Source organism: Bradyrhizobium sp. AZCC 1719 (genome assembly GCF_036924525.1).
Classification (GTDB): domain Bacteria; phylum Pseudomonadota; class Alphaproteobacteria; order Rhizobiales; family Xanthobacteraceae; genus Bradyrhizobium.
On the sequence record NZ_JAZHRU010000001.1, the window covers coordinates 1880442 to 1895476 of the forward strand.

Consider the following 15035-nt stretch of genomic DNA (forward strand, 5'->3'; position numbering starts at 1 on the left):
GCGATATGCGTTTGTTGCCACCGTCACTGCGAGCCAACGGCGCGCATTCGCGCGACCCGTTGGATCGCAATGACGTGGAGGCGCAACAAAAAAGCGCGGGGCAAGACCCCGCGCTTTTGTCACATCCCGTTCGGGAAAAGTTACTCGCCGACGGCGGCGGCGCGGTCCTGCTTCTCGACGATGCGGGCCGACTTGCCGCGCAGGCTGCGCAGGTAATACAGCTTGGCACGGCGCACCTTGCCGCGGCGCACCACCTTGATCGAGTCGATCATCGGCGACATCACCGGGAACACGCGCTCCACGCCTTCGCCATAGGAAATCTTGCGGACGGTGAAACTCTCGTTGAGCCCGCCGCCGGAACGGCCGATGCAGACGCCTTCATAGGCCTGCACGCGGGTGCGCTCGCCTTCGACCACCTTGACGTTGACGATCACGGTATCGCCGGGGCCGAATTCCGGGATCGACTTGGTCGCCGACAGTTTTTCGAATTGCTCTTTTTCGAGCTGTTGAATGAGGTTCATTGAAATCTCCATCGGCGGCGCGCCCAGCCTTTCGGGGGCTGCGCAAACGTCCATCTATCCTGCGCGTGTGCGGATTTGGCGCCCGTATAAGGCATCGGGCCACGCTTGTCACCCGTCTGTCGTGCTTTTTGTGCCTTTTTGGCCGCCCCGCGCGGCCCATAAATCCGGCCGCCGCGTCCGGGTCAAGGCCTCGGCCTCGGCCCTTCGCCACGCCGCCACCTTGGCGTGATCGCCCGAGATGAGGACTTCCGGGATGCCGCGGCCCTCGAACTCCTGCGGGCGGGTGTATTGGGGGTATTCGAGTAGTCCTTCGGAAAAGCTTTCGTCTACCCCCGAGGCCTGCTTGCCCATCACCCCCGGCAAAAGCCGTACGCAGGCGTCGACCAGGGCCATCGCGGCGATCTCACCGCCCGACAGGACGTAATCCCCGATCGAGACCTCCTCGAGGTTCCGTGCCTCGATCACCCGCTGATCGACCCCTTCGAACCGGCCGCAGATGATCAGCGGCCCGGCCCCCGCCGCAAATTTGGCAACCATGGACTGGGTCAATGGCCGACCCCTTGGGCTCATCAGGAGGCGCGGTCGATTCTGGTCGATGGCCGCAGCGTCGATCGCCGCGGCCAGCACGTCGGCCCGCAGCACCATGCCGGGGCCGCCGCCGGCCGGCGTATCGTCGACGCTGCGGTGGCGATCGGTCGCTGAATCCCTGATGTCGCGCGCCTCCAGCTCCCACAGGCCAGAGGCCAGCGCCCTGCCAGCCAGGCTGACGCCGAGCGGACCGGGAAACATCTCGGGGAAGAGGGTGAGAACCGTGGCGCGCCAGGTCATATAAAACCCATCACGTAAGCGTCGGGGCGTCGTCGCCCTCGATTTCCTGCGGCAGTTCGATCACCACGCGGCCACTAGCCAGATCGACCGTCGGCACGACTGCATTGGTGAACGGCAGCAGCATAGTGGCGCCTTGCAGAGGCGCGATCTCGATAATGTCGCCGGCCCCGAAATTGTGAATCGCGATCACGCGGCCGAGCGGCTCGCCCGCGGCGTTGACGGCGGCAAGTCCGATCAGGTCGGCGTGGTAATACTCGCCCTCGTCGGTCTCAGGCAATTTGTCGCGGGCGACATAGAGCTCAAGGCCATTGAGCCGCTCGGCGTCCTCGCGGGTGGCGATGCCCTTCAGCGTCGCCACCAGATGGTCTTTGGCCTCGCGGACATGCGTCACCTCGAACTGGCGCGCGCCGTCTTTGGTCGTCAGCGGGCCGTATTGCTTTACGGCCAGCGGATCCTCGGTGAACGTCCACAGTTTCACCGCGCCGCGCACGCCATGCGCGGCGCCGATACGGGCGACGCAAATCGGCGTTTTCACCGTCGCGCGCCGCTAAGCCTTACGCCTTCGCGGCGGCTTCGGCGCGAGCCTTGCGCTCCTTGCGCGGCACGGCCTTTTCCGGGTTGTTGCGGGCGGCGCGCTTGACGACACCGGCCGCATCCAGGAAGCGCGTCACGCGATCCGACGGCTGCGCGCCCTTGGCGAGCCAGGACTTCACCTTGTCCATGTCGAGCTTCAGCCGCGATTCATTGTCCTTCGGCAGCAGCGGATTGAAGTGGCCGAGACGCTCGATGAAGCGGCCATCGCGGGGAAAGCGCGAGTCGGCGACGACGACGTGATAGACCGGACGCTTCTTGGTGCCTGCGCGAGCGAGGCGGATAACGACTGACATTTAGTTCTCCTGAGTGCGGGTTTAATTGAAAGCCTGGTGGTTGTTAGTTCGTCATTGCGAGGAGCGAAGCGACGCGGCAATCCATTCTTTCTTTTCGCGGATCGATGGATTGCTTCGCGGAGCCTGTCATCGGGCGCGCATTCGCGCGACCCGTTGGCTCGCAATGACGGTGTCCTCATTTCTTCTTCCCCGGAAAGCCGCCGAGGCCCGGAAGCGTCGGCTTGCCGCTCAGCCCGGTAAGTCCCGGCAGATTCGGCAATCCCTGGCGCAGGCCGGTGGGAAGATCCTTCGGCAAATTCGGCAGGCCGCCTGGACCGGCGCCGCCCTGCATCTTATCCGCCAGCGCCTTCATCTCTTCCGGCGAGGGCGGCTTCATGCCACCGCCAAAACCCATCGCCTGCGCGATGCCTGCGAGCGGGCCGCGCTTGCCTGAGCCCATCGCCTTCATCATGTCGGCCATGTTCCGGTGCATCTTCAGGAGCTTGTTGACCTGCTCGACGTTCTGGCCGGCGCCGGCGGCGATGCGCTTCTTGCGGCTGGCTTTCAAAATGTCCGGGTTCTTGCGCTCAGCCCGCGTCATCGAATCGATGATCGCGACCTGGCGCTTCAAAATCTTGTCGTCGATGCCGGCTGCCGCAATCTGGTTCTTCATCTTGGCAATGCCCGGCATCATGCCCATCAAGCCGCTGATGCCGCCCATGTTCGCCATCTGCAGCAACTGCTCGCGCATGTCGTTGAGGTCGAACTGGCCTTTACGCATCCGCTCGGCGGTGCGCGCAGCCTTTTCGGCGTCGATATTTGCCGCCGCGCGTTCGACCAGCGACACCACGTCGCCCATGCCGAGGATGCGGCCGGCGATGCGGCTGGGGTGAAAGTCTTCCAGCGCGTCGGTCTTTTCGCCGGTGCCGATCAGCTTGATCGGCTTTCCCGTGACCGCACGCATCGACAACGCGGCGCCGCCGCGGCCGTCGCCGTCAACGCGCGTCAGCACGATGCCGGTGAGGCCGACGCGCTGATCGAAGGCGCGCGCGAGGTTGACCGCGTCCTGGCCGGTAAGCGAATCCGCGACCAGCAGCACTTCATGCGGGCTGGCGGTAGCTTTGATCTCGGCCGCCTCGCTCATCATCTCTTCGTCGAGCGTGGTGCGGCCGGCGGTGTCGAGCAGCACCACGTCGTAGCCGCCGAGCTTGCCGGCTTCGAGTGCGCGTTTGGCAATTTGCGCCGGCTTTTGCCCCGTCACGATCGGCAGCGTCGGAATGTCGAGGTCGCGCCCCAGCACGGCCAGTTGCTCCATCGCCGCCGGGCGGTAGATGTCGAGCGAGGCCATCAGCACCTTGCGCTTGTCGCGCTGGGTCATGCGGCGAGCGAGTTTTGCGGTGGTGGTGGTCTTGCCGGAGCCTTGCAGGCCGACCATCATGATCGCGACCGGCGGCACCGCATTGAGGTCGATGGTCTGGCCGTCCGCGCCGAGGGTGGCGACCAGCTCGTCGTGGACGATCTTGACCACCATCTGGCCGGGCGTGACCGACTTGACGACGGTGGCGCCGACCGCCTGCTCGCGGACGCGCTCGGTGAAGCTTCGGACCACCTCAAGCGCAACGTCGGCTTCCAGCAGCGCGCGACGCACCTCGCGCATCGCGGCGTCGACGTCGGCCTCCGACAGCGAGCCGCGGCCCGTCAGCCGATCGAGTATCCCACCAAGCTTTTCCGACAGATTGTCGAACAATGCCGTTGTCCTGTTGCTGCCCTTACGGGCGCTGCGTCGATCCACTCACTTCTGTCGTCACCCGCCTTGTGCGCAATTGCGCACTGGGGCGGGTGATCCAGTATTCCAGCGCAGCTCGTTTTGACCGAGAAGCCGCGGCGTACTGGATACCCCGCCTTCGCGGGGTATGACGTCCTAGATATGTCCCGGCGCAAAACGCCAAAACGATATTCCAAACACTTTCGCGCCCGAGGGCGCATCGCGCTGTCGGGCGTTGGCCTCCGGTCTCATGGGCCGGGCGGCGGGTCGAAAAGAACGTCTTTCCGAGAAAGTGGGCGGGTTAAACCCTCGGATGGGGTGAAAGTCAAGGAGAAACTGGGGCGCAATGCCCTGCGATTGAGGCGTAAGGCTTTGACATGGTTGTGTTTTTGAGATGAAGGAGGTTGGCGATCAGGCTTCCTTTCGTCGCATGTTCCAAGTTGAACCCGCGCACGCCATATAACGCCCCATGTCTCCTGTTCTCTCCCTTCTGTCGTGATGCCCATCACCCGCCGCCGCGTCTTTGCAGTGCTCGCCGGAGCCGCCACGGCCATCGGCGTGCCGTCTGTCTGGATCAGCAATATGAAAACCTATGAGGGTCCTGTCTCCGATCATTTCGACGGCATGCGCTTCTTCGATCCCGACGGCGCGCCGCCCAAGTCATTGGCGGAAGTGCTGCGCTGGCAGTTCGGCACCGACCGCAAGCGCGCGAGCTGGCCGGATTGGGTGCCGAATGGGCACAGCGATACGCCGCCGCCGCGCGTTTCCGGCGACAAGGTGCGGCTGTCCTTTGTCGGCCATGTCTCCTGGCTGATCCAGACGCGGGATCTCAATATTCTCGTCGATCCCGTGTGGTCGCTGCGGGCCTCGCCGGTTTCATGGGCCGGGCCGCACCGGCACAACGATCCCGGCATTGCATTCGACGCGCTGCCCAAGATCGACGTGGTGCTGGTCTCACATGGCCATTACGATCATCTCGATATCGCGACGCTGTCAAAACTCGCCGAAAAGTTTTCGCCGCGCATGATCACGCCGCTCGGCAACGACGTCACCATGCGCGATGCGGATGCGGCGATCAAAGCCGAGGGGTTCGACTGGCAGGATCGCGTCGAGCTCGGCAATGGCATCGCGGTGACGCTGGTGCCGACGCGGCACTGGTCGGCGCGCGGCCTGTTCGACCGCAACAAGGCGCTGTGGGCGAGTTTTGTGCTGGAGACGCCGGCCGGCAAACTCTACATCGTCTGCGATTCCGGCTATGGCGAAGGCAAGCATTTCCGCCGCGTGGCCGAGCAGCACGGCCCGCTGCGGCTGGCGATACTACCGATCGGTGCCTATGAACCGCGCTGGTTCATGAAGGATCAGCACATGAATCCGGCTGATGCGGTGAAGGCGCTGGCCGATTGCGGTGCTAAGGAAGCGCTGGCGCATCATCACGGCACGTTCCAGCTCACCGATGAGGCGATCGACGCGCCGGTCAATGCATTGGCCGATGCGCTGAAGGAGGCGAAGATTCCGCCGGAGCGGTTCGCGGCGCTGAAGCCGGGGCAGGTTTACGAGATCTAACCGTCTCGTCCCTGCGTTCGCAGGGACGACGGCAATTCTCGCAAGGACGACGGAAACTACTGTTCCTTCGGCTTGATGGCCCAGGAGACGAGCACCATCACCGAGAGCGTCTCCTCGCCTTGCGCCACCGGTGCGCCGGCGGCCATCGGGGCTGCCATCTTGCCGCGATGTAGCGGCACGGCCGCGCCTTCCTCGGTAATGCTGATGGGTTCGCCGAGCGTCACGCCGGCAGTCTTGGCGTAAATCTCGGCCTTGCGGCGGGCGTCCGCGACTGCCTTCTCGCGGGCCTCGTCGAGATATTTGGATGCCTGCGTCACGCTGAAGTGGATGCCGCCGATGTCATTGGCGCCAGCGGCGACCAGCACGTCGATCACGTTCGCAACTTTGGTCACGTCGCGGATCTTGACCGTGACGCGGTTGCTGGCGCGATAGCCGACGATGGGCGAGGGGCCGGCGCGATTTGGCGCAGATTGTGGCTGCAGCGACAGCCGCGAGGTCTGGTAGTCCTTCTCTTCGATGCCGGCGCCCTTCAACGCCAGCAGCACCTTGCCCATCGCCGCGTTGTTGGCGTCCGACGCCTCGCGCGCGGTCTTGGCGTCCGACGTCACGCCGCCGTCGATCTGGGCCTGGTCGGGCGCCACCGATACGTTCGCCTCGCCGGTTACGGAGATCGCGGGCGGCGGCACCGTCTGCGCCAATGCCGGCGCGGCGAGGCACGTAGCGGCAACGACGGCAAGGGCAAGCGGATGTTTCATCCCGATCACCTCAGCGGCACATAGACGTTGATCACCAGCTTGTCCTCCGCCGTCTTCAGGGGATCGGTGATGTATTCCTCGATGAAGGTGTCTTTGGCTTCCAGTTTCTTGTCGTCGAGGTGGTTGGTGATCGCCTCATAGGTGTTGTCCATGTTGTCGTAGGAGCCGCGATGGACGAACTTCAGCGCCTTGCCCTCGGGCGACTTGCCCATGCTGAGGTCCTTGGTCAGGTTCTTGACGTCCTGGTCGACCGGAATCTGCGCCAGGAACGTAAAGCCGGTATCGTCGGTCGAGGTGTAGACGATCATCGAATTGCCCGTGGCCTTGATGCCCTGCTTGTCGAGCAGTGCGGTCAGCGCCTTGAACGAATCGATCAGGGTGTCGAACGCCGCATCCCAGTTGGCGGTGCCCTTCATCACCAAGACTTTCTTGGGCTCCAGCGTGAACTCCTCGCCGAAGGGGTCGGCGTTCTGGACGCTGGCGGCCGGCGGCGGGGGTACGGGCGTCGGGGCTTTCTCTGCGGTCGGGGCATCCGCCGGGGACTTGGTTTCGGCCGGCGGCGGGACCGGCACCACCGATGGTGCGGGGCTGGGCGTCGCCGCCGGGCTTGTGGCCGGAGGGGCTGAGGGCGCCGGCGATTGCGCCAGTGCGGCCCCGCCAAGCGCAACCATGGCGAGCGCGGCCATGGCCGCACGGAAAGTGCTGATACGGTTCATCTCAGGTATTCTCCATCCACCCCACCTGGCGGCGGCATGTCCCGGGTCCGCGCCCGCCAGGATGGGCGTATTCCTAACACGCGAGGGCCGTTTTCGTCCCATGACAGATGCGTCATAGGCCCTTGCACTGGTCAACGCGCCATCATTCGCCATATAAGGCAGGCATAAATTGGGAAATTCCATGAGCGCGCTGGCCAACCACGCATTTGCCAAAATGAACGGCATCGGCAACGAAATCGTCGTGGTCGACCTGCGTGACTCCAATGCCGGTTCGAAGGCCGCCGTGACGCCGGAAGACGCCCGCGCCGTGGCTTCGCCCGCGGGCGTGCCCTATGACCAGTTGATGGTATTGCAGCCGCCGCGGCTCGCCGGCACCGAGGCCTTCATCCGCATCTACAACAATGACGGCTCGGAAGCGGGCGCCTGCGGCAACGGCATGCGCTGCGTGGTGCGCCGCCTGTTCGAGAAGACCGGCCAGACCTCGGTGACGTTTGAGACCCGCGCCGGGCTGTTGAATTGCTGGCAGGGCCCGGCGCCTGATCTCTACACCGTCGACATGGGGGCGCCGAAGTTCGGCTGGCAGGATATTCCGCTGGCCGAGGAATTTCGCGACACCCGCTACATCGAGTTGCAGGTCGGGCCGATCGATGCGCCGGTGCTGCATTCGCCGTCGGTGGTCTCGATGGGCAATCCGCATGCGATCTTCTGGGTCGACGATGTGAATGCGCATGACCTCGAGCGCTTCGGGCCGCTATTGGAAAACCACCCGATCTTTCCGGAGCGCGCCAACATCACGCTCGCCCATATCGTCGATCGCGATCACATCACGATCCGCACCTGGGAGCGCGGCGTCGGCTTGACCAAGGCCTGCGGCTCGGCCGCTTGCGCGACCGCGGTCGCCGCCGCCCGGCTGAAGCGCGCCAATCGGTCGGTCGAGATCACGCTGCCCGGCGGCAAGCTTGCGATCGAATGGCGCGAGCGCGACGACCATGTGCTGATGACCGGCACTGCCGATTTCGAATATGAAGGCCGCTTCGATCCGGCGCTGTTCGCCAACGTCGCCTGAGCGCCATGAGCGTCGACGTCCTCACGTTCGGCTGCCGCCTCAACGCCTTCGAATCCGAGGTGATCGCCCGCGAGGCGGAGCGCGCCGGGCTTTCCGATACCGTCGTTATCAATAGCTGCGCGGTCACCAATGAGGCCGTGGCGCAGGCGCGGCAATCGATCCGCCGGCTGAAGCGCGAACGGCCGGATGTGCGCATCGTCGTCACCGGCTGCGCGGCGCAGACGCAAGCAGAAATGTTCGCTGAAATGGCCGAGGTCGATCGCGTTGTCGGCAATGACGACAAGATGCGGGGCGAAGCCTGGCGCGATGCGCGCGCGGCGTTCGACCTGGGCCTTGGCGTCGGGACAAGCGAAAAGATCGCGGTCGCCGACATCATGGCTGTCAAGGAAATGGCGCCGCATCTGCTTGACGGGTTCAAGGCCGGCCTGCCGCGCGTCTTCGTGCAGGTGCAGAACGGCTGCGACCATCGCTGCACCTTCTGCATCATTCCCTACGGCCGCGGCAATTCGCGCTCGGTGCCGATGGGGGCGGTGGTGGATCAGGTGCGGGCGCTCGCCGAGCGCGGCCATGCCGAAATCGTGCTGACCGGTGTGGACTTGACGAGCTACGGCGCCGATCTGCCGGGTGATCCGAAGCTCGGGCAACTGACAAAACAGATTTTGCGCCACGTGCCGGAGTTGAAGCGCCTGCGGATTTCGTCGATCGACTCCATCGAGGCCGACCGCGATCTGCTCGACGTCATTGCCGAGGACGAGCGGCTGATGCCGCATCTGCACCTGTCGCTGCAATCCGGCGACGACCTCATTTTGAAGCGGATGAAGCGGCGGCATTCGCGGCAGGATGCGATCGAATTCTGCGCGCAGGTGCGGCGATTGCGCCCGGACATTACGCTCGGCGCCGACATCATCGCGGGTTTTCCGACCGAGACGGAAGAAATGTTCGCACGTTCGCAGGGCCTGGTGGAGGAATGCGATCTCACCTTCCTGCACGTGTTTCCCTATTCCAAGCGCCCGGGGACCCCGGCCGCGCGGATGCCGCAGGTGGCGGGTGAGGTTATCAAGACGCGTGCGAAGCGGTTGCGCACGGTGGGCGAGGCCGCATTGCAGCGACGCCTGACGGCAGAGGTCGGCGCGATGCGTCAGGTCTTGATCGAAAGCGACAAACAGGGTCGCACCGAGCATTTTCTGCCGGTTGCGATATCAGGCGAAAAGCCGGGTGCCGTGATGCCGATTGCGATCAAGGGGCATGATGGCGCGCGGCTGACGGTGTGAATCGCACATCCCGCTGTCATCGCCCGGCTCGACCGGGCGACCCAGTACGCCGCGGCCTCTCAGTTCATCACAGATGTCTCTGGAATACTGGATCATCCGCCTTCGCGGATGATGACAGCCGTAGTTGGGGCGCCGCGCTCGCGAGCGTCTACTCCCCATTCCACCCACATTTCCGCAACCGCTCGCGCATATGCTCCGGCGCCGGGGCTACCACGCGGACCGGCTCCTTGTTCTTCGAAATTGGAACCACGATCTCGCGGGAATGCAGGTGCAGGATCGGCTCGCCGAACCTTGGGCCATTACCATAGATATTGTCGCCGACGATCGGCCAGCCCATCGCTGAGGTGTGCACGCGCAGTTGGTGGGTGCGGCCGGTGAGGGGTTCCAGCGCCAGCCAGGCGAGGCCGTCGCCGCGGCCGAGCACTTTCCAGGTGGTGATGGCTTTCTGGCCCTCCGGGTCCGGCTTCTGCCACCAGCCGCGCTCGGCGTTCAGCCGTCCGAGCGGCATGTCGATGGTGCCTTCATCTTCGGCAGGTCCGCCTTCGACCACGGCCCAATAGGTCTTTCCGACCTTGCCGTGCTTGAACAAAAGGCCGAGCGAGGCGGTGGCCTTGCGGTGGCGTCCCAGTACGAGACAGCCTGAGGTGTCCTTGTCGAGCCGGTGGGCCAACACCGGCGGGCGCGGCAGGCCGAATCGCAAGGCATCGAAGGAAGCTTCCAGATTGGCGCCGCCCTTGGGGCCGCGATGCACCGGCAGGCCGGCCGGTTTGTCGATGACCAGCATCAGCCCGTCGCGATGGAGCACGCGGGCCAGGATTTCGTCCGCCGTTAATCCCTGGACATCAATCGATGTCCTGGGCACATCAAAGGATGCCCCGGGCAAACCGAAGGATAACCCGGGAACATCGATAGGTTTGTTGTGACTTCCGCTCATGGCGCGAAACCGCTAACACGTCCCCGACATGAGCGATACCACTCCTGGAACTCCCAAACTGAGCTGGTGGCGGCGGCTTTCGAGCGGCCTGAAGCGGACTTCGAGTTCGCTCGGCACGGCGGTCGCCGACCTCGTCACCAAGCGCAAGCTCGACCGCGCCATGCTCGACGATATCGAGGATGTGCTGCTGCGCGCCGATCTCGGCACCGCGGTCGCGGTGCGGATCGCGGATGCCGTCGGCGCCGGCCGCTATGACAAGGCGATTTCCGCCGACGAAGTGAAGACGGTCGTCGCGACCGAGGTCGAGAAGGTGTTGGCGCCGGTGGCGAAGCCGCTGGAGATCGACGTGGTGCAAAAGCCGTTCGTCATCCTCGTGGTCGGCGTCAACGGCTCCGGCAAGACCACCACCATCGGCAAGCTTGCCGCGAAACTGAGCGCCGAGGGCCGCAAGGTAATGCTGGCGGCGGGCGATACGTTTCGTGCCGCCGCAATCGAACAGCTCAAGGTCTGGGGTGAGCGCACCAAATCGCCGGTCGTTGCGGGTGCGCAGGGTTCGGATTCAGCGAGCCTCGCCTTCAACGCGCTGAGCGCGGCGAAGGAACAAAAGCTCGATGTGCTGCTGGTCGATACGGCGGGACGGCTGCAGAACAAGGCCGAACTGATGAACGAGCTGGAAAAGGTCGTTCGCGTCCTCAAGAAGGTCGACGCGTCGGCGCCGCATGCGGTCCTGCTCGTGCTCGATGCGACGGTGGGACAAAATGCGCTGTCGCAGGTCGAAGCGTTTCATCGTACCGCTGGCGTCACCGGGCTTGTGATGACGAAACTCGACGGCACCGCGCGCGGCGGCATTCTGGTGGCGCTGGCGGAGAAATTCAAACTGCCGGTGCACTTCATCGGCGTCGGCGAAGGCATCGACGATCTCGCGCCGTTCACGGCGCGGGACTTTGCGAACGCGATTGCAGGAATCGAGTAATGGACAAGAAAGTACCGCATCCGCTGTTCAAGCTTGCGACCGAACTCGGTCCCTTGCTCATCTTCTTCGTCGCCAATGCCAAGTCCAACCTGTTCGTCGCCACCGGCGCATTCATGGTGGCGGTGGTGGCTGCGATGGTCGCGTCTTACATGGTGACGCGGCATGTGCCCATGATGGCGATCGTCACTGCGGTCGTGGTCGTCGTGTTCGGCGCGCTGACGCTGATCCTGCATGACGAGACCTTCATCAAGATGAAGCCGACGATCGTCTACACGCTGTTCGCCGCCATTCTCGGTGGCGGCTTGCTGTTCGGCCGCTCCTTCATCGCCATCATGTTCGACCAGATGTTCAATCTCACCCCGCACGGCTGGCGCATCCTGACCGCGCGCTGGGCGTTATGGTTCTTCGCGATGGCGGTTCTGAACGAGATCATCTGGCGCACGCAAAGCACCGACTTCTGGGTTACCTTCAAGGTCTTCGGCATGGTGCCGCTGACGATGCTGTTTGCCGTAACACAGATGCCGCTGATCAAGCGCTATCATCTGGAACCGGCTTCGCTGGAGGTCAGCGAAGCGGAAGCCGGGGATGTAAGCAAGGGCTAGGTAGCGTGTCCCGGACGCGGTGCAGCCTAGGCGATGCGAAGCATCGTCCGGCTTTACGATGCACCGCAGAGCCGGGACCCATATCTCCGCTCGAGCGTGGGCCCCGGCTCTGCAGCGCACCGCTATCGCGCTGCGCCGCGTCCGGGACACGAGATCAGCTCTTCTGCTTGGCGATGATCTTGTCCTTGATCTTGTCGTAGGTCGCCTGCGGGACGATGCTCTTCTGCACCAGCTCGTCCTTGCCCTTGTACGGGCGGCCCTTGATGATCTTCTCCGAGTAGGCCTTCCCGACGCCCGGCAGCGCATCGAGCTGCTCGGCGGTCGCCGAATTGATGTCCAGCAGCTCGGCCTTCGGCGCCGGTGCCATCTTCGACTCCGAGGCCTTTGGCGCGGGAGCCATCTTGCTGTCGGACTTGGCCGCGGGCTGCGCGGTCTGGGCCATCGACGGCGTCGCCGTCAGCATGCCCAGCGTGAGCGCGGTGGCGAGAAGAGAAGCGAGCGTGAAATGACGCATATGGGTGTCCCTCCCAAGGACGGTTTTGGTAACACCCTGAAGCTAGCTGCGAATTAGTGGCGGCGCCATGGCTGCGAAATGAACGATAGATAAAAGCGGGAGATTATTTGACCCTCATGGTGAGGAGCGCGTCTTCGCGCGTCTCGAACCATGAGGCCCGTGGCCATCCTTCGAGACGCCGCTTCGCGGCTCCTCAGGATGAGGACCGTGTTCAATTTCCCGCTTTCAGCGCCTTCTCGATTTCGACTTTCAGCACGCTATGGAGATTGGCCGGCGTCACCGGCCCGACCAGCTTGTAGCGGATGGTGCCGTCGCGGCCGACCACGAAGGTTTCGGGCACGCCATAGACGCCCCATTCGATCGAGCCGCGGCCGTTGCCGTCGACGCCGACGACGGTGAACGGATTGCCGTAGCGGCCGAGGAAGCGGCGGGCGTTATCAGGGGAATCCTTGTAGTTGATGCCGACGATCTGCAGCCGCGTGTCCTTCGCCAGCGCGGTAAACAGCGGCGCCTCGTCATGGCAGGGCACGCACCAGGATGCCCAGACATTGACGACGGAGACCTTGCCCTTGAACACGGCCGGGTCGAGCCCGGGCACAGGGTTCCCATTATGGACGAGTCCCTCCAGCGCCGGCAGCGTGGTTTGCGGCGCTGGCCGGCCGATCAGGGCGGAAGGGATCCTGGAGGGGTCACCGCCGTAAAGCCGCAACAGGAACAGTCCGGCGACCGCCAGAAAGCCGATCAGCGGCAGCGCCACCACCCAGCGCCGGCTGCGCGGTCGATCCGATGTTGCGGGCGCGCTCATCAAATGTCCGTCGCCTGACGGCCGGAGCGCCGGGTCACGCCGGAGGCCTCGAGTTCGCGCAGGCGCTCCTTCTGATGACGATAGTCGAGCGCGATCCAGCCGATCAGGATCAGCACGATCGCCGCGACCAGCGCGTAGGAGGTCACGATAAACGAGGCATAGGGGCCGAGCGACATCGTCATGCCGCCTGTTGGCTGGCTTGCATCATCTGCAAGCTGCGCACGCGGCGGCGCAGGATTTCGTTGCGCATCGCCGCCACATGCAGCGTCACGAACAGCAGCGAGAAACCGAACGCCATCACGAGCAATGGAATCAGGAACGCGTTGTCGAGCGAAGGTCCGCCCATCCGCATCACCGATGCCGGCTGATGCAGCGTGTTCCACCAGTCGACCGAGAACTTGATGATCGGCAGGTTGATCGCGCCGACCAGCGTCAGCACGGCGGCGGCCCGTGCCGCCCGCGACGGGTCCTCCACTGCACGCCATAGCGCCATCAGGCCGAGATACATCAGGAACAGGACCAGCACCGATGTGAGTCGCGCATCCCATTCCCAATAGGTGCCCCACATCGGCCGCCCCCACAGTGAACCCGTGACCAGCGCCAGAAAGGTGAACGCCGCGCCGATCGGAGCGGCGGCCTTGGCCGCGACGTCGGCGAGCGGATGCCGCCATACCAGCGTGCCCAGCGCGGCAATGCTCATAACGCCCCAGACGAACATCGAAAGCCACGCGTTCGGCACGTGGATGAACATGATCTTCACGGTGGCGCCCTGCTGGTAATCGTCGGGGGCCATCGCCGCCTGATAGAAACCGACCAGCAAAAGGATCGCGGTCGCGCCCGCAAGCCACGGCAGCACGCGCGCCGTCAGCGCGAGAAATTTCGAGGGATTGGCGAGGTCGATCAGCGTCATGGGATCCTGATAGTCGTCAGCGGCGGAGCAGGCAATGCGGCATGGTTTGTTTCGCATCCCCTCCGCCAGAGTTGATCGGTGTCAACAAGTTCAGTCCAGACCGTGCCGCAGGCTGGTCGCAGCGGCAAACGGTCCGACCACGAAACTGACCAGCGAGAGCGCGCAAAGGATCGAAAACGGAGTTCCAAACGATAGCGGGCCGGTAATGGCCGCCTGTGACGCCGCAACGCCGAAGATCAGCACCGGGATCGACAGCGGCAGCACCAGCACCGCGAGCAGGAGGCCCCCGCGATGCAATGTCACGGCGAGCGCCGCGCCGATCATGCCCGTGAACGTCAGTGCCGGCGTCCCCACCAGCAGGGTCAGCGCCACCGCCGAGGTCGCCGCGGCGTCGAGGTTGAGCAACAGCCCGAGGACGGGCGTGGCCGCGATCAGCGGCACACCGGCAGCGAGCCAATGCGCCAGCGCTTTCGCGGCACACGCGAGTTCCAGCGGCGTCCGGCCCATCACGATCAGGTCGAGCGAGCCGTCCTCATGATCGGCCGTGAACAGCCGGTCGAGCGTGAGCAGGCTGGCCAACAGCGCGCCGAGCCAGAGGATTGCGGGGCCGAGCCGGGCCAACAGTGGCAGGTCCGGTCCGATCGCGAACGGCATCAGCACCGTGACGGTGAGGAAGAACAGCACGCCGATCAGCGCGCCGCCGCCGACGCGGAGTGCGATTTTGATGTCCCGGCGAATCAGTGCGGCGAGCGCGGTCATGAGGGGCGCCCCGCTGAATGGCTGCTGGGAGCCGACGGCCATTGCCGCGCAGACGGTGCGCTCCCTCCCCCCTTGCGGGGGAGGGCGGGGGAGAGGGGTGGCCACGTAAAAGGTGTTTGGGAAAGGCGCTTGTCGTTAGAGACCCAACCGAGAGAGCACGTCGTGTGGCACCCCTCTCCCTGACCCT

General features: G+C 64.6%; 18 protein-coding genes. 5 read left to right on the plus strand and 13 right to left on the minus strand.

Annotated elements, in window-relative coordinates:
* Positions 1-140: 140 nt before the first annotated feature.
* From rplS to ffh, 5 genes are all read right to left on the minus strand, one after another.
* Entirely contained in the window at positions 141-521 is a 381-nt protein-coding gene (gene rplS / locus V1292_RS09005; RefSeq protein ID WP_028348467.1) for a 50S ribosomal protein L19, read from the minus strand.
* A 108-nt stretch (positions 522-629) separates the two neighbouring features.
* Positions 630-1349 carry a tRNA (guanosine(37)-N1)-methyltransferase TrmD gene (gene trmD / locus V1292_RS09010; RefSeq protein WP_334371906.1) on the minus strand — a complete coding sequence of 240 codons (720 nt, stop codon included), beginning with the start codon at positions 1347-1349 and terminating at the stop codon, positions 630-632.
* A 10-nt stretch (positions 1350-1359) separates the two neighbouring features.
* Complete coding sequence (rimM, locus tag V1292_RS09015; RefSeq protein WP_334371908.1) at positions 1360-1884, minus strand: ribosome maturation factor RimM; 525 nt, start codon at positions 1882-1884, stop codon at positions 1360-1362.
* Positions 1885-1903: 19 nt separating this feature from the next.
* Entirely contained in the window at positions 1904-2236 is a 333-nt protein-coding gene (rpsP, locus tag V1292_RS09020) for a 30S ribosomal protein S16 (RefSeq protein WP_334365619.1), read from the minus strand.
* Between the two features lie 175 nt (positions 2237-2411).
* Positions 2412-3962, minus strand: coding sequence for a signal recognition particle protein (gene ffh, locus V1292_RS09025; RefSeq protein WP_334371910.1), 1551 nt, complete (start codon positions 3960-3962; stop codon positions 2412-2414).
* Positions 3963-4478: 516 nt separating this feature from the next.
* Between ffh and V1292_RS09030 the strand changes: the two genes are divergently transcribed.
* The gene (locus tag V1292_RS09030; RefSeq protein WP_334371913.1) at positions 4479-5543 is read left to right on the plus strand and encodes an MBL fold metallo-hydrolase; all 1065 of its coding nucleotides are present in this window, start codon (positions 4479-4481) and stop codon (positions 5541-5543) included.
* A 56-nt stretch (positions 5544-5599) separates the two neighbouring features.
* On the opposite strand, the gene V1292_RS09035 is transcribed toward V1292_RS09030, so the two are convergent.
* Together V1292_RS09035 and V1292_RS09040 are read right to left on the minus strand one after the other, a co-directional pair.
* Positions 5600-6298, minus strand: coding sequence for an SIMPL domain-containing protein (locus tag V1292_RS09035; protein ID WP_334371915.1), 699 nt, complete (start codon positions 6296-6298; stop codon positions 5600-5602).
* A gap of 5 nt (positions 6299-6303) precedes the next feature.
* Positions 6304-7014: a GyrI-like domain-containing protein gene (locus V1292_RS09040; RefSeq protein ID WP_334371917.1), complete on the minus strand. Its 711-nt coding sequence runs from the start codon at positions 7012-7014 to the stop codon at positions 6304-6306.
* A gap of 181 nt (positions 7015-7195) precedes the next feature.
* Between V1292_RS09040 and dapF the strand changes: the two genes are divergently transcribed.
* Positions 7196-8080 carry a diaminopimelate epimerase gene (gene dapF, locus V1292_RS09045; RefSeq protein ID WP_334371919.1) on the plus strand — a complete coding sequence of 295 codons (885 nt, stop codon included), beginning with the start codon at positions 7196-7198 and terminating at the stop codon, positions 8078-8080.
* Positions 8081-8085: 5 nt separating this feature from the next.
* Positions 8086-9351, plus strand: coding sequence for a tRNA (N(6)-L-threonylcarbamoyladenosine(37)-C(2))-methylthiotransferase MtaB (gene mtaB / locus V1292_RS09050; RefSeq protein ID WP_334371920.1), 1266 nt, complete (start codon positions 8086-8088; stop codon positions 9349-9351).
* 148 nt (positions 9352-9499) lie between these two features.
* On the opposite strand, the gene V1292_RS09055 is transcribed toward mtaB, so the two are convergent.
* Positions 9500-10135, minus strand: a complete 636-nt coding sequence (locus tag V1292_RS09055; RefSeq protein WP_334376974.1) for an RluA family pseudouridine synthase — start codon at positions 10133-10135, stop codon at positions 9500-9502.
* Positions 10136-10313: 178 nt separating this feature from the next.
* Here V1292_RS09055 and ftsY point away from each other — a divergent pair, with 178 nt between their 5' ends.
* The gene (ftsY, locus tag V1292_RS09060; protein WP_334371922.1) at positions 10314-11258 is read left to right on the plus strand and encodes a signal recognition particle-docking protein FtsY; all 945 of its coding nucleotides are present in this window, start codon (positions 10314-10316) and stop codon (positions 11256-11258) included.
* Entirely contained in the window at positions 11258-11860 is a 603-nt protein-coding gene (locus V1292_RS09065; protein ID WP_028348479.1) for a septation protein A, read from the plus strand. The genes ftsY and V1292_RS09065 overlap by 1 nt, the downstream gene beginning before the upstream one ends.
* A gap of 154 nt (positions 11861-12014) precedes the next feature.
* Here the strand turns inward: V1292_RS09065 and V1292_RS09070 are convergent, their stop codons facing one another.
* The 5 genes from V1292_RS09070 to ccmB all read right to left on the minus strand — a co-directional run bounded on the left by V1292_RS09070 (position 12015) and on the right by ccmB (position 14848).
* Positions 12015-12374 carry a ComEA family DNA-binding protein gene (locus tag V1292_RS09070; protein WP_334371926.1) on the minus strand — a complete coding sequence of 120 codons (360 nt, stop codon included), beginning with the start codon at positions 12372-12374 and terminating at the stop codon, positions 12015-12017.
* 211 nt (positions 12375-12585) lie between these two features.
* The gene (locus V1292_RS09075; protein WP_334371929.1) at positions 12586-13179 is read right to left on the minus strand and encodes a DsbE family thiol:disulfide interchange protein; all 594 of its coding nucleotides are present in this window, start codon (positions 13177-13179) and stop codon (positions 12586-12588) included.
* Positions 13179-13361, minus strand: coding sequence for a heme exporter protein CcmD (gene ccmD, locus V1292_RS09080; RefSeq protein WP_334371932.1), 183 nt, complete (start codon positions 13359-13361; stop codon positions 13179-13181). The genes V1292_RS09075 and ccmD overlap by 1 nt, the downstream gene beginning before the upstream one ends.
* Positions 13358-14089, minus strand: coding sequence for a heme ABC transporter permease (locus V1292_RS09085; RefSeq protein ID WP_334376975.1), 732 nt, complete (start codon positions 14087-14089; stop codon positions 13358-13360). Before V1292_RS09085 ends, ccmD begins: the two co-directional genes overlap by 4 nt.
* A 90-nt stretch (positions 14090-14179) precedes the next feature.
* Positions 14180-14848, minus strand: a complete 669-nt coding sequence (gene ccmB / locus V1292_RS09090; protein ID WP_334371935.1) for a heme exporter protein CcmB — start codon at positions 14846-14848, stop codon at positions 14180-14182.
* Positions 14849-15035: the final 187 nt, after the last annotated feature.